Origin of the sequence: Microbulbifer harenosus (assembly GCF_005771435.1) — a bacterium.
Classification (GTDB): Bacteria; Pseudomonadota; Gammaproteobacteria; order Pseudomonadales; family Cellvibrionaceae; genus Microbulbifer; species Microbulbifer harenosus.
In genome coordinates, this window is the sequence record NZ_VANI01000011.1 from 126,934 (window position 1) to 146,312 (window position 19,379).

Sequence of the window (19,379 nt, forward strand, 5' to 3'; positions counted from 1 at the left end):
GCCAATGATCCCTTTGAGCTCGATTCTCAGCCTTGTGAACTCGGTAGCCTGGCAATAAGGCGATGTCCAAAGAATAAATGCCCTGCGCGCTTAGATCCCAGGAAGCTTGTTCTCAGTCGGGCGCATATGAAAGGAGATTTCTGATCTCTTGGGTGAATCCCTGACAAATTGCGTCACCGAACTTTGCCTTTTGAGCAATAAATAGGTTGTTCGCCTGTTTTTCATCCTTTTTTTGTATGGCTTTTCTCTCAAACTGGCTTTTCAGGGCAATTTTCACGCTTGCGCGATTTACCACATTGCGGGTATCGTAAATCCCGATTTCCTCACGGGATTCATCCAAAAACAACAGTCTGTATGGAGACGGTTACAATGAAAAAGCAACAGGGCTTTACTCTTATTGAATTGATGATCGTTGTTGCGATCATCGGTATTCTGGCTGCGGTAGCAATTCCGCAGTACCAGACTTACGTGACTCGTTCAGAAGCGACTTCTGAAGCGACCAACGCTATGCGTTCACTGCAGGTGGCTGTTTCCGAGTACACCTCGCGCTACTCGAAAGTGCCGGCTGACTTCGCCGCCCTGTGTACCGATGTCGGGTTTTGTAAGGCGGATGGTAAACCTTTCGCAAAAGCTGACCTCGCAGTAGGCCGTGTTTCCGAAATAGATTGGACCAGAAGCAGCGATACTGCTGGTACATTCAGCATTAAATACACTACCTCTAATAAGAATCTGAATGATAAGATTCTTGTTGTCAGCGTTGCAGTGAATGCTCAGGGTACCGTTTACTACTACACTGATAAGACCAAGCAAGGATCGGGTGGCATTGAGGCCCGTTACTTGCCGCAGATCGGTAAGGCACCGGCCTCTGGCTCCGGTGGCGGTGAAGGTGGCGAGGGATAATCTAGTCGTTTCAGGCTAGTCGAGGCTCCCTTAGATTTGATCTGCAGGTATTCAGCTCGCGATTCTTGTCTAGGAGCTGCTCCCTGAAAAAGCCCACATCATTTGATGTGGGCTTTTTTATTTTCGCTGGACTGGGGCAAACGTAAAATGCAACGATTTTGCACCTAGCGACTGTGGCAGTATTTGAGGTTGATTTGAGTGTTCCAGCTGGCTCTGTATTTATTGGCTGTAGTAGCCTCGTGCGTTCAACGATCCAATTTCCACTGCCAGTGGTGCGTGAATAGGGAGCGGCAGATGGTTCGCCATCGTTCGAGAGGTCGCTCAAATGCTCCTGCAAACAGATAGCAGGTCGCTATTGTAATCAGCAGCAATATAGCATCGCTCGTCCAGCTGGAGTATTGGGGGAGAAATAATACGCAGAGGAGCTGCATTACAGGAAAGTGCACCAAATACAGCGAAAAACTGCCGCCGGAGAGCCAGGCGCTCACTGATCGGGAAAGCTTTGTCGGCTGGTAATTGCGTGTAAGCCCGGCCACTCCCATCAGATGTAAAGTAACCAGGAGTCCGAGGAAATTGTTCCACAGAGGCTCATCAGAAAACCTCAGATCAAAATAGGGATGGAGTGGATCTGTGTATTCCCGCAGCGTTGCGGGAAGGCTTGCGGCAAGAGCTGCTAGGTATATTACTGCTGTGCCAATCGAGAGTCCCAGAGAAGCGTTGCGACCAATTGTATTTCCATTTTTAATGAATGCGTACAGAGCAACACCCATTAACCAAGTGGGCATCAGTAACAGCACGTTGGGACCAAAAATCAATGTTCCCGCAGTCAGCAACAAGACTCTGCGCGTTCCGCGTAAATAAAGTGACACGGCAAACAGAGCGTAATAGGCGGCTTCATAACTGAGAGACCAGTAGGGACCGTTCGTTCCCATGCGGGTTACCATGCCCGTCCATTCGTTGGAAAAGGTGAGCCCTCGAAGCAGGGTTTCCGGCAGCGAGAGCGGGTTGTAGTACCAAAAATCGTAACCTTCCGGGGATATGTAGGCCCCGAGTCTGTCCAGGGCAAAACCAAGAATCAGCGCCGGTAAAGCCACCGAAATCAACCGCGTAATCCGGTCGAATGAAAACTGTTTCAGGCTACCACTGGTTCTATCTGCAGCATGTGCGATCAGTAAGCCGGAAAGTACAAAAAATACAATTACTGCATCGCTTCCCAGGTTGAAGTCCCGGACCCAGGCCCACCTCCCTTCACTGAAGCGCGGGTAGCCGAAGTGAGAGAGTAAAACGATAAGTGCGGCAGTAAATCGCAAGTAGTGGAGGTATACGGACAATCCTGTACTGATCATTCTATTTGAGCCTTGCGAGTCAGTTGCTTTTTTTGCCGGAAGAAAAATGCAGGCGAAGAATTTTGATTCTGATTTGTTTCAGCTGCTTGTAGCTATCCCGCAAGGGGATTATCAAGGCCGCAGTAAGGTTGCTATGGCGTTGATTTAGGGAGATTCCCGCACTGTTTGCGAGGCCAAACTTGAGTTCTTCCCGTTCTGGAGGGATATAAAGGGTGTTGAAAAGCCAGTCCCAGATTGCAAAAACCTCTCCATAGTTTTTATTGAAGTGCCTGGGATTTATGGAATGGTGAATCTGGTGTTGTGCTGGTGAAATAAAAATATGCTCCAAAGTGCGGCCATAGCTTAGCCAGATGTGCGAGTGACGGAAGTTTGATCCAATCATATTGAACAGGAAGTAGCCAACATTGATCCCTAGGATCATGGCATAATCCGCCGGGATCTGCAGTGCCAGATGCACGATCCCCTGGAAAATACCGATCAACACGCCTTTATTTATACTTGCGATCAAATCGTATACAGGGTGCTTTCGATATACGGTAATCGGGTTTAAAACCTCGGCTGAATGATGTAGTGAGTGGAACGGCCACAAAATACGGTTTTCGTGATGAACGCGATGCACTATGTAGGTTGCTAAATCGGCTACTAGCAGTAACGCTATGGCCTGCACAAGCGGATGCAGGTAAACATCCTGGTTGGGACCGGGAGCGGCGGCCATCTGCATTGCGATATGCGTATTCAAAAACGCGAGGTTAAAAAAACCAATGCCGGTGAGTAGCCTGTTCACCATGAACACTTTTAGGTCCACGAGCGTAGACGGGTGACGGTATATGGATTTCGGCAGTAACCAAGAAAGAAATGGTTGTTTGATTTTTCTGTGGTGGTATATGGCGTACCCAATAAAAACCGTCGCTACTAGGTAAAGCGGCCATAAGCGTGTTTCCGGCCCGGCAACAATGTGTGAGATATTACTCCATATGTCGTACAGGTGGTTGAGTGTGGCCATTTATTTTTCTCGGGTAAAGCACCGTGCAACATTTTTTCATTAAGGCCAAATGAATGCAATGTGAGTAGGAGTTAAGTGTAGGGGTCAAATCTTGGTGCGCCGAGCGAAGATCAGGCGCAGAGGCGGTCGAAAGATAGGGAAGTCATTTGACGGAAACTGTGCATCGGTTTCCCGTGGGTGCAAGTCCCACCCGGGCAAGGCTGGTCACCACCCGGAAGCGAGTCTTGGACTGCCACTGGCGACGCTGGTGGTTAAGCGTAGACAGCGAGCCAGTAGGCCATGGTGATTGAGCACCGAAATGACCCTCTCTGTGGGCGCCGATGGTTTCAAGATGACGGAAGGCACCAGCGGGCTCCTCGAGCCGACCTGAGGAGCCGGCCCACCGGTGTCTGAGAGCCTGGTATGCTGGCAAGGAAACTCTGGGAACTCAGGAGATCTGTCCGTTCCTTGGCCTAGAGCCGCCTGAGGGCAGGCGCGAAAGAAATAAGTCCAGGCGCTACGCAGGGTACGGAGTGTAGCGAGCGAACGTAACCGCTCATTCTACGGAGCCATTGCCCCCAGTTAGGGGTCTGCCCCCAGTTAGGGTCACAGTTAGGGGTCAAATCTTGACATAACAGTATTCCGGTCTACTTTTACCCTATGAGCAGACCTTTACGACTGGAATACCCCGGAGCCTGGTACCACGTGATGAATCGCGGTTTGGCCCGACAGAGCACATTTCTCGACGCGGATTGCTATTCCGCGTTCCTCGATACTCTGGCAGAAGCGCACCGACGATTCTCCGTTCAGGTTCATGCCTATTGCTTGATGGGCAATCACTACCATCTTTTATTGCATACCCCCGAAGGCAATCTCAGCCGCGCGATGCGGCATATCAATGGTGTGTATACCCAGCGTTTCAATCGCTTACAAAAGCGAGATGGGCCCTTGTTCCGCGGTCGATACAAGGCAATTGTGGTTGAAGCCGATAGTTATCTGCTTTCCCTTACCCGCTATATCCACCGCAACCCGGTGGAAACGCGGACGCCATTGGTCGCATCGCTGCAAGAGTATCCGTGGTCCAGTTATCCCGCATACCTTAATAAAGCCCGTGCGCCGGAGTGGCTGTATCGCGATTTTACTTACGAAGCGCTGGGGCGTCGGGATAAATATCGCGGTTACAAGGCCTATGTGGAGCAGGGGGTGGATGAAGAACTGGCAGAGTTTTATGGCCGGCAGCGCAAGTATTCCGTGTTGGGGAGTGAGGTTTTTCGGGAGCGGCTTTTAGGCGGTGACAAGCTCGTGTCTGCGGAAGTGGCCAGTCGCGAACTGGTAGTTCGGCCACCGGTTTCGGGGGAGAATTTAGTCGAACAGGTGGCGCAGGTCTTTGGCTGTTCACCCGCTGAGATTCTTGCCCGGTCGAGGCCGGGCCGTAAGGGGTATAATCCGGCGAGATCGGTGGCGATGTGGCTGTGTCAGGATCGCGCGGGGCTCACGTTGCCGCAAATCGCTCGGCTGTTTGGTGGAATCCACTACAGTGCGGTTTCCCAGTCCGTTCGCCGTATAAAGACTCGGATGGCGGAAGATGAGGAGCTGCAGTCGCTGGTAGATCGGGTTAGTCGCGGAGTAATAGTTCGCTGCAATGCCTGACGAACTGCCCGAGTTTCAGGTACTTCTTCTCAGTGATCACTTCCTGTATCAGCTCCCAGTCCAGGTTCAGATAGTCGTGGACAATGGCATTGCGCATGCCTACGGCGCCTTTCATTTCTTGAGGGGTTACGTCGTCTAATGGCTGGTTTTCCAGTAACTGAATAATGCTGCTGGCAGCCTCGGTGCGTTCCGGGAGCTTGAGCTTTCTGCTGGTATGCTTGGCGGCACCAATGGCGGCTTCTACAAGAATTTGCAGGCTGCGTTCGGCAGCGGTGCGTTCCAGGAGCCCGAGGGTCTGCTTTTCACTGATCTGCTTTAGCAGCCTTGAGTGGATATCCACCTGTTCATTTATTGCATCGCAATAGGCTTGGTAGTTCATGCCTGCTTTTCCTTGTGCGTTTCCGCCTTATGCCAGCAGTGATCGTTCCAGAGTCCGTAAATTCGGTTGGTTTCCCGGCAGTAACGCAATTCATCCTTGATCAACACGGGATGGCCATCTTCGAGAATATTGATGGCGAGGGGGATCGGGGCAAGGCTGATATCGACTACTTGCACGGGGTGCCCCAGTTGCGCGGTAAGGTCTTGTGCCATGATTTCTGGCAGTAGGCGGCGTTCTGAGTAAGTTTTTTCGAAATTGTTGAGGGCGACGGCAATGTCAATATCGCTGTCGTCTCTGTATTCGCCGCGGGCCCGGGAACCGTAAAGCCAGGCTGCGGCGAGACCGTCTTGTTGCGACAGGAATCGGCGGATTTGTTCCAGGTATTCGTGCTGTCTGTCCCCGGTGCCTGTGGTCATATTGGCTGAGTCTTTCATGGGTGGTGTTAGGGTGTTCTAGGGTATTTGACCGTGCGGGTCAAGTCGAAAGGTGGTGGTCAAACTCTACCTCTGCCGTTTATTGTGTGTATTGAGCGGCTTTATCCTGTGGTTACTTGGTACCCGGAGACTACAATTCGTCGATGAAGCACCAATCACGAGGAGCTGCAGTCCATGGCCATCCCCTCCCGCACTCTGGAAACCGAGTTTCCCGATCTCGCCGACAGTATCCGCCATCTGATTCAGGACAGTATTCAGTTCAAGAATAACCGCGACGTTTACCACCGGCTGGATAAGGCTATCCGTGGGCTTGAGGAGCGCGGTGTGGCTACCGATGATGAGCATTTCCGCGAGCTGAAAACCCAGCGTGCGCGCTTGAAAGACCAGCTATATAGGCAGGCCAAGAATCATCGGCATTAGTTGGACCGGGATCGACAACACGGGTCTATAAAGTAGAGCCCGGCTTGCCGGGCGGTTTGCCAGCCTATAACCTGCCAGAGCATTTTTTACCGCACCTGGCGCCTTTTTATGGAAATAATTTTCTCGGACCCGATGGCACTGCTGGTGCTGGTGGGGATTGCCTCAATTGCCTGTCAGTACCTTGCCTACAAGCTCAAGCTTCCCGCGATTCTCCCGCTGTTGTTGACCGGCCTCGCCCTCGGGCCTGTTGCCGGGGTGCTGGACCCGGATGCCCTGTTTGGCGACTTGTTGTTCCCGGTGGTGTCTCTGGCGGTGGCGGTCATCCTGTTTGAGGGGGCGCTGACACTCAAGTTTTCCGATATTGCCGGGCACGGCAGCATGGTGCGCAATCTTTGCTCGGTCGGTGTTCTTGTGACCTGGATGATCGCCACGCCCGCCGCTCACTATGCGCTGGGGATGCCGCTGCATCTGGCGGCGCTGTTCGGGGCGATTGTCACGGTGACTGGGCCTACGGTGATTGTGCCGATGCTGCGCTCGGTGCGCCCGAATGCGCGCATTTCCAATATCCTGCGGTGGGAGGGGATCGTGATTGATCCTGTGGGCGCGCTGCTGGCGGTACTGGTTTATGAGTACATCGTCGCGACCCACGGTGCGTTCGAGCATGCGTTGCTCACTTTCTTGAAGGTGATGATGATCGGCTTCGGGCTCGGTTCACTGATGGGCTATTTTCTGGGGGCGCTGCTCAGGAAAAACTGGGTACCGCACTACCTGCGCAATACGGCGGTGCTGACCCTGATGCTCGGTGCCTATGCCGCGTCCAACCTGATGACGGAGGAATCGGGCCTGCTCACGGTGACGGTGATGGGCATCTGGATGGCGAATATGAAGAACCTGGATGTGGATGACATTCTGGAGTTCAAGGAAACCCTGAGTGTGCTGCTGATTTCCGCACTGTTTATCCTGCTGGCGGCGCGGCTCGAGTTTTTCACGCTTGCGCAGCTGGGTTGGGGTGCGCTGGTGGTACTGGCGGCGATTATATTTGTGGCGAGGCCTGTGGGGGTTTTCCTGTCGTCGCCCGGCTCCGGTCTGAGCTGGCGCGAGTTGGCGCTGCTCAGTTGGATTGCACCGCGGGGTATCGTGGCCGCGGCGGTTTCTGCGCTGTTTGCACTGAAGCTCGATACGCTCGGCCTGCCGAAATCCGAGTTGCTGGTGCCGCTGGTTTTTTTGGTAATTATTTCCACGGTTGTCCTGCAGAGCCTGACGTCCAAAACGGTAGCGAAGTTGCTTGGGGTGCGCGCGCCGTTCCCCAGCGGATACCTTATTTTTGGCGGCAGCAAGTTTGCGCGCATGTTGGCGAAAGACCTGCTGGACAAAGGGGTTCCGGTCAGGATTGCGGATACCAACTGGGATGCCATTCGCGAGGCGCGCATGGACAATATCCCCACCTATTACGGCAATCCGGCTTCGGAGCACGCGAGCCTGACGATGGATATTTCCACGGTTGGCAAAGTGCTGGTGCTGTCGCCCTACCGGCAGCTCAATCCGCTGGTGACGTTCCATTTCGAGCATGTGCTGGGTAAGGATTCTGTGCTCGGTTTGCATGAGGGCGTGCAGGAGGAGCGGGCCAGTCATCGGATGTCGGATGAGTACGCGGAAAAACTCTCGCTGTTTTCCGAGCACGCGACCTATGGACGCCTTGCCAGTCTGGTGGCGAAAGGTGCGGTTATCCGCACCACGCATCTGACAGAAACATTCACCCTTGACGATTACAACCACACCTACGGCAACCGCGCCACGCGCCTTTATGCGGTAGACCCGCAGGGGAAGATCCATATCTGTACTACCTCCCATGAGTTTGCCCCCAAGGCCGACTGGCGGATTGTCAGCCTGATTGTGCCGGAGGCCGAGCTGACGTCGCCCGAAAGCAGTGTGCCGCCGGCATTGAATGAAGCTGCCACCGGGTGACCTGTATTTCTGGCAGTGTGTGGAGAGTGATTGGGCTTGGAATGCGCTGCCGTTAATGAAAATTTCTGATGCTCTGGATGTCTTCCCACGCCAGGCAGCGTAATTTCTGCCCCACAAGATGGATCACCGAAAGCTGTTGTTCTCCCGGGCTGGTACTGATCTGCAGACGGCCTTCTACCAATAGAATATTTCCTCCTTTGATCTCCGCTCTGTAGCGTTTCTGCACCTGCTCCCAGAGCACCACGTTCACTACACCGGTCTCATCCTCAATCGTCAGAAACATGACCCCCGATGCGCTGCCGGGCCTCTGCCGGCAGGTGGTGAGGCCGAGGATTTTTACCGGCTGGCCATCCCTGCAGTTGGGCAGGTCGCAGGCCCTGATGAGATTGCGGTACTGGTGCTGTCTGCGCAGCAGGGCGATGGGGTGTTCATTTAAGGTAAGCCCGGTGCTCTGGTAGTCGCTGTAGGTGTTGTATTCGAGAGTGACCTCTGCGGGGAGACTGTGCGCTGCCAACTGGTCCAACTGTTGGCTGAGGGTATCCCAGGTGGTGTGCTGACGGTTTTGCGAGAGCCCCTGAAATGCATTGGCGCTGGCGAGAGCGGTGCGCTGTTCGGGATGCATGGGGACACGTTTGTGAAAGTCTTCCATGCTGGTGAACGGGGATTGTTCACGTGTGCTGGCGATGACTTCCGCGGTAGTTTCCTGCAGTGCGGGGATGAGACGCATACCCAGGTGCAGGTTTGGGGTGCCTTTTTCGTCATACCGGCGCATGCCGAGACGCATGTTTGGTGTCCCCTCATCGTTATACCGGCGTATGCCGGTATCCAGAGGGTGGGCCGGGGACTGGGGGCTGGATCCCGGCGTTCGCCGGGATGACGATGGGGGGAGTGCCGGGGCTGGTGGGGAGAATTCCAGGCTGTGGTGCCAGTGGCTGTGGCGCACATCGATGGGTAACACTTTGACGTGGTGGCGCTGTGCGTCGTACACCAGTTGTGCGGGGGCGTAGAAGCCCATGGGCTGGCTGTTCAGCAGTCCGCAGTAGAAGGCGGCCGGGTGGTGTTGTTTGATCCACGCGGAGAAGTAGGCGAGCAGGGCGAAGCTGGCGGAGTGGGATTCCGGGAAGCCGTAGGCTCCGAAACCTTTCATCTGCTCGAACAGCTGTTCCGCCAGTCTGCGGTCGTAGCCGTTGGCGAGCATGCCGTTGACCAGTTTCTCGCGGAATACCAGCAGGTTGCCATTTTTGCCCCAACTGGCCATGGCCCGGCGCAATTCGTCTGCCTCACCGCCGCTGAAGCCGGCGGCGATCATGGAGAGCTTGATGACCTGCTCTTGAAAAATCGGCACGCCGAGGGTGCGTTCCAGCACTGGTTTCAGGCTTTCATGGGGATAGCGCACGGGCTCCAGTTGCTGCTTGCGGCGCAGGTAGGGGTGCACCATCCCCCCCTGGATCGGACCCGGGCGGACAATGGCGATTTCAATCACCAGCTCGTAAAAGGTCTGCGGCTGCAGGCGTGGCAGCATACTCATTTGTGCGCGGGATTCGATCTGGAATACACCGACGGTGTCGGCGCGGCACATCATGTCATAGGTTGCTTTGCAGTCTGGGGGGATGTCCTGCAGCGTCATTTTCTGGCCGTACAGGGCCATATAAGTGAGGGACTTGCGCAGAGCGGTGAGCATACCGAGGGCGAGAATATCCACCTTCATCAGCTTCAGGTCTTCGATATCTTCCTTGTCCCACTGGATGATGGTGCGGTCTTCCATGGCGGCATTTTCCAGTGGTACCAGTTCGCTGAGCGGCTGCTGGGTGATGACGAAGCCGCCCACATGCTGGGACAGGTGCCGTGGGAATCCGTGAATCTGCTGCAGCAGGACGGGCAGCATTCTGCCCGCGGTGCCGGCAGGATCGACACCGGCTTTCTGCATCTGTGCGGGGAAGTCGTCCAGTGTGTCCCACCAGGTGCGCTCCGCCTGTAAGCGCTCGATGGTGGCGGCATTCAGCCCCAAGGCCTTGCCGATATCCCGCAGGGCGCTTTTGAAACGGTAGGTGATTTTGGTGGCGGCGAGGCCGGCGCGCTCGCGACCGTACTTGCGGTAAATGTACTGGATGACTTCCTCGCGCCGCTCGTGTTCGAAATCCACATCGATATCCGGTGGTTCGTTGCGCTCGCGGGAAATAAAACGCTCGAACAGCAGGCCGATTTTGTGTGGGTCGATCTCGGTGATAAACAGGCAGTAACACACCACCGAATTGGCGGCGGAGCCTCGCCCCTGGTAGAGAATGTGCTGGCTGCGGGCATATTGAATGATGTCGTGAATGGTGAGGAAGTAGTGCTCGTAGCGCAGGTCTGCGATCAGTGCGAGTTCGGTCGCGATCTGTTGCTGGATATGGGGGGCGGGGCCGTTGGGCCAGCGTATGTTAATGCCTTTTTCCACCAGTTCGCGCAGATACGCGCTGGCATTTTTTCCGGCGGGAAGTACTTCCGCGGGGTATTGGTAGCGCAGTTCCGATAGGCTGAAGTTGCAGCGCCTGGCGATGGCGGTGGTGTTGGCGATAGCCTCTCTCGGATACAGGCTGGCGATTTCTTCCAACGAGTGCAGGTAGCGCTCGGCATTCTGTTCCAGCCGGTAGCCCAGCGCATCCAGCGTACAGTTGTGGTAATTGGCATTGAGCACATCTTGTAGCGGTTTGCGGCTGCGGCTGTGCATCAGCACGGCATTGGTGGCGACCAGTGGCAGATTCTGAGCGTGAGCAAATTCGACCAGCTGCTGTTGCCGCAGGTTCTGTTGCGGCTGCAGACGGTTGTTGAGGGCGATGTAGAGTCGCTCATGGAAGTGCGCTTTCAGTGTCTGTGGAATTTCCAACGGCGTGGTGGATGGCAGCCACAGGCATAGGGTGTGTTTGCTGTGATTGAGTATGTCGTCGAGGCCAGTGTGGTATTGCCCTTTTTCCGCCCGCAGGCGCGAGGTGCTGATCAGCTGGCAGATTTCGCTGTAGGCGGCTTTGTCGGGCGCGAGCAGGACCAGTTGCTGACCGCCCTCTGCAAGCCGAAAGAAGCTGCCGCAGATGAGCTTTAGCCGGCTGCCTTCTGTCTCCAGCTTTTGCAGTTCGGTGTAGGCGCGCACTACGCCGGACATGGAGCACTCATCGGTAATGGCGATTGCCTGGTAACCGAGTGCATGGGCGGTGGCAATCAGCTCCTGTGGGTGGGAGGCACCCTGGAGGAAGGAGAAGTTGCTTTGACAGAAGAGTTCGGCGTACTGCATTACCGTTGAATATCTGAGTCGTCATACTGGCAAGTGTGTGTCATACCGGCGCAAGCCGGTATCCAGTGGCTGGTGCTGTGGCTTCGTTGGCCTCTGCTGCTGGATCCCGGGTCGGGCCCGGGATGACGGTGGTCGAGTATTTGAGCCGTCATAGTGGCGGATGTCCGTCATACCGGCGCAGGCCGGTATCCAGTGGTTGGTGCTGTGGCTTCGTTGGCCTCCATTGCTGGATCCCGGGTCGAGCCCGGGATGACGGTGGTCGAGTATTTGAGCCGTCATAGTGGCGGATGTCCGTCATACCGGCGCAGGCCGGTATCCAGTGGTTGGTGTTGTGGCTTCGTTGGCCTCCATTGCTGGATCCCGGGTCGAGCCCGGGATGACGGTGGTCGAGTATTTGAGCCGTCATAGTGGCGGATGTCCGTCATACCGGCGCAGGCCGGTATCCAGTGGCTGGTGCTGTGGCTTCGTTGGCCTCCATTGCTGGATCCCGGGTCGGGCCCGGGATGACGGTGGTGAGTAGTGCGCGCTAAATAATGTCGTAGTAGATGTCTCTCCAATCCGGGTTTTGGCTCTCTATCAGGTTTAACTTCCAGCTTCGGCGCCAGTTCTTAATGGCCTTTTCTCTCCGGATAGCTTCTTCCATAGAACTGTGCATCTCAAACCAGACCAGAGTTTTGACTCCATATTTCAGGGTAAATCCCTCTACAAATCCTTCTTTGTGTTGCCAGATGCGCTGTATCAAATTCGATGTGACACCGGTATAGAGCGTGCCATTACGCTGGCTGGCAAGCAGGTAGACGCAGGGCTGCTTGGCCTGGTTATGAATAAACCCCATGCAGAAACCAGTCCTCCGACGTCAGATCCTGAAACACCCAGTACAAGCTCCCCTGGGGGCCGCGGGCGATGTAGTAGTCGCGGGCGTGGCGGTGGTGTTGCCACCAGTAGCCGTCGATGCGCTCGGGGCCTTGCAGCAGTTGCAGCTCGCCGTCGTAAAACAGGCTGTGATCCCGCTGCTGGATTCGGTCGGGCCGCGACAGCAGCCAGTTGGGGCGGGGAGCGTTGATCGGATGCAGCTGGTGCCCGCGCGGTTTGCTCTGTAGGTTGAGACTGTCGGCGCTGGCCCAGGCTTGCTCCGGCAGGTAGCTTTCCTTGAGGGTGACGCCGGAAAGGGCCTGGTGGCCGAGGCGGGCCTTGAGTTTGTCGATCAGCTGGTAACTCTCGTGCTGGTTGCCGCTCTCCTCAAAAAAATCCTCCCGCAACATCGTTGTTTCCAGTGGGCGCAGCTGTTTGCAGCGCAGTGCCAATGCCTGCACCGGCTCCTTCAGTTCTACCCGCTCCAGTTGCAGTTTGGTCAGCGCAATCAGCCGTTGGGGATCGAACAGCGGACGCGAAAGTTCCACGTTGACTACCTCGGCCCCGCGGCTGCCGTAGTCCAGTATCCAGTACAGGGTCGGGCTGTACAGCTGGCGCCGCTGCAGCTGCCGGCAGAGTTCCCGCACCAGGCGGCCGGCGGGGAACAGCAGCTGTTCGCTATTATCCAGTGGGCTTGGGAAAAAGAGTTCGCTGTGAAATTCTGCGGGCGGCTGGTAGCCGGGCACCGGGTCCGGGCGCGAGCCGTTGAGGCGGGCGAGGTAGTCGATAAAGTCGCGTCCGAAGCGGTTGCCTACTTCCGAGAGGGGAATGGCGAGCAGTTGGCTGACCCGTTTTATGCCGCAGGCATAGAGTTTGGCGATGGCCTTGTTGCTACAGTCGAGCAGTTTGCTGGGGGCGAAGCTGATCCACTGCTTCCATTGCTGGGGGCTGGGTGGAGTGCGGGTCTCCGCCAGCCACTGGCGGTGCTCCGGCAGCTGGCTGAGCAGGTGGGCGGCACTGGGGCTGTGGCCGAGGCCCATCCGGTGGGTGATGCGCATTTTGTGCAGTTCCTTGCCGAGCTGTTGCAGCAGGGGGGCGAGGCCGCCCTGGGCCTTGAGACTGCCACCGAGTTCCAGGAACAGGCAGGCAGGGCCTTCGCTCAGGGCCTTGCTGTCGGGATTGCCAATACGGGGTGAGACCACGGGAGTAAAACCGTAGGCCCACTGGGCCAGTTGCTGCAGCAGCTGGGCCTCCCGCTCGGTATCCCGCTCCAGTAGCTGCAGGCCCGGGCAATAGGCACAGGCGGTGGCGATGCTGAGTCCCGGTTCTATGTTGAGGGCGTGGGCGGCGAGGTTGGCTTCTATGATGAGATTGCTCTGGGATACGGCCACGGGTGCCGTGTCACCGGCGCGGTGGGCGCGGGTGAGGGCCTCGAGGGAGAGTTTGGGCAGTTGGATGCAGAGCCAGAGCATTGTCGATTCCTGATTCGCACTTGTAGGAGCCTGCTTCAGGCGAAGGGCTACTGCGTACTTCTCTTGTTCGCCTGCAAGGCAGGCTCCTACGGGTGGTTGGTGGTTCTGTCAGTGCAACGGTTGGTCCCGGCGGGTCAGATCCGGGTTGCGGGCCAGGTGCAGGCGCTGGCCGGATTTGCCATTCAGTTGCTTCAGCAGCTGCAGGGCCAGCTGTTTGCCGTCGCTGTGCAATTGCAGGCGCAGAGCGGCGGGTGAGGGTGTGCTGGCGCTGGAGCCGGGGCGGAAGTGGAAGTGCAGGCCGCCCCCCTCTCGGGCGGCGAGCTGCAGGCGGCGCAGATCTTTGTCGGCTAACGTCTCCCGGCCCTGCCAGCTGACCAGCGCACCACAGGCACCGGACTGCAGGGCCTGTTCTGCCGCCCACAGCTGATCCCGCTGCCCCCGGGGGTGAAGCAGCAGCAGTTTTTCCAACTGTACCCCGGCCTGTGCCAGTGCCGGCGCATAGGGGATGTGGGGTGGGTTGAGCAGGATCACCAGGCGGTTCTGCCGGGTCATTTCCGCCAACGCTGGCAGGATCAGGCTGACCTCGCCGATACCGGCCTTGTCGACCAGCAGCTCGGTACTGGCGCCGCGGGGCCATCCGTGGCTGGCGAGCAGTGCGTCGAGACCGCGGTAGCCGGTGCTGATACCGGTGCGGGGTTGGCGCTGGCGGCTGGCCAGCTGCCAGATATCCGGCCGGGTCAGCAGCTGTTGCAACGGTTGTGCTGGGTGAGCGGCGGTCTGCTCACTTAACGGCTTGTTTTGCATGAAGTTTTCGGCGTTGTTCACGATCGGCTCGCTCCGCGCTGGCTGTTCAATCCTGGGTTACTGGTTGTCCATACAGTGAATACTGTCAATTTATACAGTAGTTGTTCGGGAGCGGCAAGTGGGGATAGCAGGAGGAATACCGGGGGCGGTTGCAATGGCTGACACTTTTTTGCACAGGGCAAAACGGCTATGATTCGGCCTCTTTTTTATGACCAGACATTTGTGCAAATCGAGGGGGTAGGGTGAGTATCAAATCCGACAAGTGGATTCGCCGTATGGCTGAAAGCGAGGGCATGATTGAGCCCTTTGAACCGGGTCAGGTTCGCCACGGGACATCCGGAGACCGGCTGATCTCCTACGGCACGTCCAGTTACGGTTACGATGTACGCTGCGCCAACGAATTCAAGATTTTCACCAACGTACACTCCGCTACTGTCGATCCGAAGGCATTCGACCAGGACAGCTTTGTGGATGTGGAAGGCGATTACTGCATCATCCCTCCGAACTCCTTCGCTCTGGCCCGCACCGTGGAGTACTTCCGTATCCCGCGTTCGGTACTGACCATCTGCCTGGGTAAGTCCACCTACGCGCGCTGCGGTATCATCGTGAACGTGACCCCGCTGGAGCCTGAGTGGGAAGGGCATGTGACCCTGGAGTTCTCGAACACCACCAACCTGCCGGCGAAGATCTACGCTAACGAAGGCGTGGCGCAGATGCTGTTCTTCGAATCCGACGAGATCTGCGATGTGTCCTACAAGGACCGCGGCGGCAAGTACCAGGGCCAGCGCGGCGTGACCCTGCCAAAGACCTGATCTTAAAATTCCATGACCGACTTCCCCACCCAGGCCGATGTACTGATCATCGGCGCCGGCGCCGCCGGCCTGATGTGCGCTTCGGTGGCGGGCAAGCGCGGCCGCAGTGTGCTGGTGCTGGACCACGCCAACAAGGTCGGCAAGAAAATCCTGATGTCCGGTGGCGGCCGCTGCAATTTCACCAATCTGTATACCGCGCCGGACAACTTCTACAGTGCAAACCCCCACTTCTGTAAATCCGCCCTGGCCCGCTATACCCAGTGGGACTTTATCGCGCTGGTGGAAAAACACGGAATTCCCTATCACGAGAAAACCCTCGGCCAGCTGTTCTGCGACAACAAGTCCCGCGACATCGTCGACCTGCTACTGGCGGAGTGCCGCGAGGCGAAAGCACAGATCCGTACCCGCTGTGAGATACAGCGTATTGAACCACTGCAGACGACGGGGTTCGAGGTGCACACCTCGCTTGGCAAAGTGGTGTGCGAATCCCTGGTGATTGCCACCGGCGGCCTGTCGATCCCCACCATGGGTGCCACCGGTTTTGGCTACGAGGTTGCCCGCCAGTTCGGCCACAGCATTGTTCCCACCCGCGCGGCGCTGGTGCCGTTTACCCTGAATAAACGTTCACTGGAGCGGCAGCAGGAGTTGCCGGGTACTTCACTGGCAGTCACCGCCCGTTGTGGCGCAGGCAGTTTTCACGAGCAGATGCTGTTTACCCACAAGGGGCTCTCGGGGCCTTCTGTATTGCAGATTTCCAGCCATTGGAAAGAGGGGATGCCCGTGGCGTTCGACCTGGTACCGGGGTTGGATTTGTCCGAGTGGCTCATGGAACAGCGCGGTAAAAAACAGGAGAGCTTTTTGCATACAGTACTGAGCGAGTTCTGGAGCAAAAAGCTGGTGCAGTTCTTCCTGCTGAGAAATGGCCTGCAGAGCAAACCGCTGAAGCACTACGGTGACAGTGAATTGCGTATGGTGGGAGAGAAACTCCAGACCTGGACATTGATTCCCGAGGGTACCGAAGGCTACCGCACCGCGGAGGTAACTCTGGGGGGGGTAGATACCAATGAGGTGTCGTCGCGCAGCATGGAAAGCATGAAACAACCGGGACTGTATTTCATCGGCGAAGTGCTCGATGTGACTGGTTGGCTCGGCGGTTTCAATTTCCAGTGGGCCTGGGCTTCCGCCCATGCGGCTGGTGGTGAAGTATAAATTCGGTTTGGTAGAAGCCTGCTTGCGGGTAAATATTGTCGGAGCTCGATGGGTTCGCTTGCAAGCAGGCCCCCAGAAAAGCTCGTAACGGGAATCCGGGTATGGGTGATGTCATTCCTTTCAAAAAGAAAACAGCGTGGGAGAAGCACAAAGGCAGTAGCCTGTGTCGCGACGGTTTCCACAAATGGAAGGTGGTGACCGAGCGTAAGTTCGATGTGAAACAGGGAAAGCTGGTAACGGAATACCGCTGTCAGCGGTGTGGACAAACCAAGACCAAATTACTCTAGACTTCCCGTCATACCGGCGCAGGCCGGTATCCAGTAATGTAATAGGGCAGAAAGCATCGAGACCTTTCTGCCGCTGGATCCCGGATCAGATCCGGGATGACGGGGAATTTTCTACACAGGTTTTGAGCGCCGTTTACGCTTTCGTTTACTGAGTGTTATTTTCCTTCGGCGCGGCAACACCCATTTCTTCAAGCAGATTATCTGCGTGGTCCACCTTCTCCATCACCCACAGCATATATGCCACGTCCACATGGATGGCGCGGGTGTTGTCGTTGAAGTCCCAGTCGGCATTGATACTGTCGTAGGTGCCGTCGAATACCAGGCCGATCAGTTCACCTTTACCATTCATGGTGGCGGAGCCCGAATTGCCGCCGGTGATGTCCACGGTGCTGAGGAAGTTCACCGGTACCGAGTTCAGGCTCTCTTTGTAGAATCGGCCGTAATCCTGGTTCTTGATGGCATCCAGCAGTGCCTGGGGAGCATCGAACGGGTCTTCGCCAGTGTACTTAGCCTCGATGCCGCGCAGGGTGGTGAAGGGCACAAAGCTATCTTTACCGTCATTGCCATCGGCGGGGCCTTTAATGGTGCCAGCGGGTGGGGTGTAACCTTTTACCAGGCCGTAAGTGAGACGTAGGGAGCTGTTGGCATCCGGGTATACCGGTTTTCCCTGCTCGTTATAGTAGGCGATCAGGAGGTCCATATATTTCGGGCGAACTTCGGCAAACTCTCCATCCATCGCCTTGGTACGCTGTTCGATCGCATAGCGTTCGTCGTAAGTGGCGACTGCCAGCTTGATGAACGGATCGTCGCTCGCGCGAAACTCCTCCGGTGATTTTTTCATCCACGCCAGACGGGTTTTGGTGTCCGTAAGGCCGGTTTTTTCGTACATGGCTGCGAGCTTCTGTTGCAGTGCATCACCGCTCAGGTCGCCAGCGAAATACTCATCGAAACTCTTCAGACGCTGATCCTGCGGCAGCGCGTTGTAACGATCGATAAAATAGGTCCAGATGACCTGATCCACCGCCGGTGTAAAGTTGCGTTCGATACGCTGAAGGCTTTCGGTAAAGCGCGTCATATCGCGATCCTGGTATCCCGGCTCTCGCTCCATATCCGGTTTCTGCTTCTCCAGGCTCAGACGGTACAAACGCTGTGCGGTGCTGAGCATGGCGGAGCGATTCATGTAACCGAGTAGCAGGTCGCGCTCTTGTGTCGACTGCTCTTCGTTGATCAGCTTTTTCAGATCGCTGATAACGGAAGCGTATTTTTTCTTCGCTTCCGGGTTGGCTTCGATCCACGCCTGCAGATCTTTTTCCAGCTGTTGCTTGCGGGCGAGAAGATCGCTGCGGTTATAACCCTCCATCATACCGGTGAAGTTTTTGGCGTAGTTATTCAGACCCGCCACCAGGCTTGCATATTTAAGCGCGGCATCCTTGTCGTTCTCGGTGGCTTTGCTTATCACTTCCGACCATTCCGCCAGTACTTTCTGCATGGTGGGGTAGTACCAGCTGAAGTTGTTGCTGACTTCTTCCGCGGTGCGGTAGCGGTTGGTGCTGCCCGGGTAACCGGCCACCATCACAAAATCGCCTTCATCCGGCCCCTTGGTGGCCACTTTCAGGAAATGTTTCGGCTTGTAGGGCACGTTGTCTTTGGAAAAGTCCGCAGGTTTGCCTTCCGGGCTGACATAGGCGCGCAGGAAGGAGTAGTCGCCGGTATGGCGGGGCCACATCCAGTTGTCGATATCGCCACCGAACTTACCGATGGACGCCGCCGGCGCGTGTACCAGGCGCACGTCGCGAATCGCCAGTTGCTTGATCAGGTAATAGCTGGCGCCGCCGTAGTAGCTGTATACCTCGCAGCGGTGGCCCGGGTCGGATTCGCAATCGGCCACCAGGGCTTTCTGTGCGTCTTCAATAGCCTTGAAGCGGGTGGCGCCGTCCATGTCGTCGCTGAGTTTGCTGTTGATCTTATCGGTGACTTCATTCATGTCCACGGTGACATAAACACGGGAGCCGGGGGCCGCGGGCAGTTCCTCCTCCAGTGTCTTGGCGAGGAAGCCGTTGGTTAGCAGATCGTTGTCTTCGGTGGAGTTATAGGAAATGGAGCCGTAGGCGCAGTGGTGGTTAGTGGCCACCAGGCCCTGCGGCGAAACGAAGGATGCGGAACAGCCGCCGAGGCTCACCACGGCATTCATCGGGAACTGGGTGAGATCCGTCATGGTTTTGGGATCGAGTTCCAGTCCGAGGCTTTGCAGCTTATCGCCGAGTTCTGGCAACTGGCGGGGCATCCACATGCCCTCGGTAGATACGTTGTCTGGTGTACTGGCGACCGTGCTTTTTGTTGCGGTAGAGGGAGTGGAACCGCGGGATGACGTGTCGTTGTCCGCGGGTTTGCCACAGGCGGCCAGCAGGGCGATGCTGAGAGCCAGCCCGAGTTTGTGGGTGATTTTGTTGTCTGTCACGGTGATTCCTTCGCTGTAGGCGGGATTAAACGTGTTGCGTTCAAAAAATGTACGGCCGAAACTTGCGACCATGTATCCAGGATGCTGCCACAGAAATTACTGTGTAAGAATCCTTGTTGAGATTGGGGGTGAACTCAACGG

17 protein-coding genes are annotated in these 19,379 nt (G+C 56.5%); 7 read left to right on the forward strand and 10 right to left on the reverse strand.

Annotated features, from left to right (window positions below; translation table 11 throughout):
• Window positions 1-112: 112 nt before the first annotated feature.
• A complete protein-coding gene (locus FDY93_RS11410; RefSeq protein ID WP_138235873.1) occupies window positions 113-340 on the reverse strand; it encodes a hypothetical protein in 228 nt (75 codons plus the stop codon).
• Between the two features lie 29 nt (window positions 341-369).
• Between FDY93_RS11410 and FDY93_RS19970 the strand changes: the two genes are divergently transcribed.
• Window positions 370-900, forward strand: a complete 531-nt coding sequence (locus tag FDY93_RS19970; RefSeq protein WP_421655006.1) for a pilin — start codon at window positions 370-372, stop codon at window positions 898-900.
• 245 nt (window positions 901-1,145) lie between these two features.
• Here FDY93_RS19970 and FDY93_RS11420 read toward each other — a convergent pair whose 3' ends face one another.
• Window positions 1,146-2,246, reverse strand: a complete 1,101-nt coding sequence (locus FDY93_RS11420; protein WP_138235874.1) for an acyltransferase family protein — start codon at window positions 2,244-2,246, stop codon at window positions 1,146-1,148.
• 19 nt (window positions 2,247-2,265) lie between these two features.
• Window positions 2,266-3,249, reverse strand: coding sequence for a sterol desaturase family protein (locus tag FDY93_RS11425; RefSeq protein WP_138235875.1), 984 nt, complete (start codon window positions 3,247-3,249; stop codon window positions 2,266-2,268).
• A gap of 684 nt (window positions 3,250-3,933) precedes the next feature.
• On the opposite strand from FDY93_RS11425, the gene FDY93_RS11430 reads away from it, so the two are divergent.
• On the forward strand, window positions 3,934-4,878 hold the full coding sequence (locus FDY93_RS11430; protein ID WP_171018966.1) for a helix-turn-helix domain-containing protein: 945 nt from the start codon (window positions 3,934-3,936) through the stop codon (window positions 4,876-4,878).
• Here the strand turns inward: FDY93_RS11430 and hepT are convergent.
• Together hepT and mntA are read right to left on the reverse strand one after the other, a co-directional pair.
• Window positions 4,844-5,257, reverse strand: a complete 414-nt coding sequence (hepT, locus tag FDY93_RS11435; protein ID WP_138235877.1) for a type VII toxin-antitoxin system HepT family RNase toxin — start codon at window positions 5,255-5,257, stop codon at window positions 4,844-4,846. The two genes, FDY93_RS11430 and hepT, sit on opposite strands and share 35 nt — an antisense overlap.
• Complete coding sequence (mntA, locus tag FDY93_RS11440) at window positions 5,254-5,691, reverse strand: type VII toxin-antitoxin system MntA family adenylyltransferase antitoxin (RefSeq protein WP_138235878.1); 438 nt, start codon at window positions 5,689-5,691, stop codon at window positions 5,254-5,256. Before mntA ends, hepT begins: the two co-directional genes overlap by 4 nt.
• Before the next feature lie 174 nt (window positions 5,692-5,865).
• On the opposite strand from mntA, the gene FDY93_RS11445 reads away from it, so the two are divergent.
• Window positions 5,866-6,111 carry an HP1242/YdcH family protein gene (locus tag FDY93_RS11445; protein WP_138235879.1) on the forward strand — a complete coding sequence of 82 codons (246 nt, stop codon included), beginning with the start codon at window positions 5,866-5,868 and terminating at the stop codon, window positions 6,109-6,111.
• 108 nt (window positions 6,112-6,219) lie between these two features.
• Entirely contained in the window at window positions 6,220-8,076 is a 1,857-nt protein-coding gene (locus tag FDY93_RS11450) for a cation:proton antiporter (RefSeq protein ID WP_138235880.1), read from the forward strand.
• A 52-nt stretch (window positions 8,077-8,128) separates the two neighbouring features.
• Here the strand turns inward: FDY93_RS11450 and FDY93_RS11455 are convergent, their stop codons facing one another.
• The 4 genes from FDY93_RS11455 to imuA form a co-directional block, all read right to left on the reverse strand.
• Window positions 8,129-11,344: an error-prone DNA polymerase gene (locus tag FDY93_RS11455; protein WP_138235881.1), complete on the reverse strand. Its 3,216-nt coding sequence runs from the start codon at window positions 11,342-11,344 to the stop codon at window positions 8,129-8,131.
• Between the two features lie 526 nt (window positions 11,345-11,870).
• Window positions 11,871-12,179, reverse strand: a complete 309-nt coding sequence (locus FDY93_RS11460) for a GIY-YIG nuclease family protein (RefSeq protein ID WP_138235882.1) — start codon at window positions 12,177-12,179, stop codon at window positions 11,871-11,873.
• A complete protein-coding gene (locus tag FDY93_RS11465; protein ID WP_138235883.1) occupies window positions 12,163-13,668 on the reverse strand; it encodes a Y-family DNA polymerase in 1,506 nt (501 codons plus the stop codon). Before FDY93_RS11465 ends, FDY93_RS11460 begins: the two co-directional genes overlap by 17 nt.
• A 108-nt stretch (window positions 13,669-13,776) precedes the next feature.
• The gene (gene imuA, locus FDY93_RS11470) at window positions 13,777-14,493 is read right to left on the reverse strand and encodes a translesion DNA synthesis-associated protein ImuA (protein WP_138235884.1); all 717 of its coding nucleotides are present in this window, start codon (window positions 14,491-14,493) and stop codon (window positions 13,777-13,779) included.
• A 221-nt stretch (window positions 14,494-14,714) separates the two neighbouring features.
• Here imuA and dcd point away from each other — a divergent pair, with 221 nt between their 5' ends.
• From dcd to FDY93_RS11485, 3 genes are all read left to right on the forward strand, one after another.
• On the forward strand, window positions 14,715-15,284 hold the full coding sequence (gene dcd, locus FDY93_RS11475; RefSeq protein WP_138235885.1) for a dCTP deaminase: 570 nt from the start codon (window positions 14,715-14,717) through the stop codon (window positions 15,282-15,284).
• Window positions 15,285-15,296: 12 nt separating this feature from the next.
• Window positions 15,297-16,493 carry a BaiN/RdsA family NAD(P)/FAD-dependent oxidoreductase gene (locus FDY93_RS11480; protein WP_138235886.1) on the forward strand — a complete coding sequence of 399 codons (1,197 nt, stop codon included), beginning with the start codon at window positions 15,297-15,299 and terminating at the stop codon, window positions 16,491-16,493.
• Between the two features lie 101 nt (window positions 16,494-16,594).
• Window positions 16,595-16,780: a hypothetical protein gene (locus FDY93_RS11485; RefSeq protein ID WP_138235887.1), complete on the forward strand. Its 186-nt coding sequence runs from the start codon at window positions 16,595-16,597 to the stop codon at window positions 16,778-16,780.
• A 145-nt stretch (window positions 16,781-16,925) separates the two neighbouring features.
• On the opposite strand, the gene FDY93_RS11490 is transcribed toward FDY93_RS11485, so the two are convergent.
• Complete coding sequence (locus FDY93_RS11490; RefSeq protein WP_342776610.1) at window positions 16,926-19,238, reverse strand: S46 family peptidase; 2,313 nt, start codon at window positions 19,236-19,238, stop codon at window positions 16,926-16,928.
• Window positions 19,239-19,379 lie beyond the last annotated feature (141 nt).

Coding starts and splice junctions, on each gene's coding strand:
- FDY93_RS19970 (WP_421655006.1), top strand. CDS start 370: ATGAAAAAGCAACAGGGCTTTACTCTTATTGAATTGATGATCGTTGTT.
- FDY93_RS11420 (WP_138235874.1), bottom strand. CDS start 2,246: ATGATCAGTACAGGATTGTCCGTATACCTCCACTACTTGCGATTTACT.
- FDY93_RS11425 (WP_138235875.1), bottom strand. CDS start 3,249: ATGGCCACACTCAACCACCTGTACGACATATGGAGTAATATCTCACAC.
- hepT (WP_138235877.1), bottom strand. CDS start 5,257: ATGAACTACCAAGCCTATTGCGATGCAATAAATGAACAGGTGGATATC.
- mntA (WP_138235878.1), bottom strand. CDS start 5,691: ATGAAAGACTCAGCCAATATGACCACAGGCACCGGGGACAGACAGCAC.
- FDY93_RS11445 (WP_138235879.1), top strand. CDS start 5,866: ATGGCCATCCCCTCCCGCACTCTGGAAACCGAGTTTCCCGATCTCGCC.
- FDY93_RS11450 (WP_138235880.1), top strand. CDS start 6,220: ATGGAAATAATTTTCTCGGACCCGATGGCACTGCTGGTGCTGGTGGGG.
- FDY93_RS11455 (WP_138235881.1), bottom strand. CDS start 11,344: ATGCAGTACGCCGAACTCTTCTGTCAAAGCAACTTCTCCTTCCTCCAG.
- FDY93_RS11460 (WP_138235882.1), bottom strand. CDS start 12,179: ATGGGGTTTATTCATAACCAGGCCAAGCAGCCCTGCGTCTACCTGCTT.
- FDY93_RS11465 (WP_138235883.1), bottom strand. CDS start 13,668: ATGCTCTGGCTCTGCATCCAACTGCCCAAACTCTCCCTCGAGGCCCTC.
- FDY93_RS11480 (WP_138235886.1), top strand. CDS start 15,297: ATGACCGACTTCCCCACCCAGGCCGATGTACTGATCATCGGCGCCGGC.
- FDY93_RS11485 (WP_138235887.1), top strand. CDS start 16,595: ATGGGTGATGTCATTCCTTTCAAAAAGAAAACAGCGTGGGAGAAGCAC.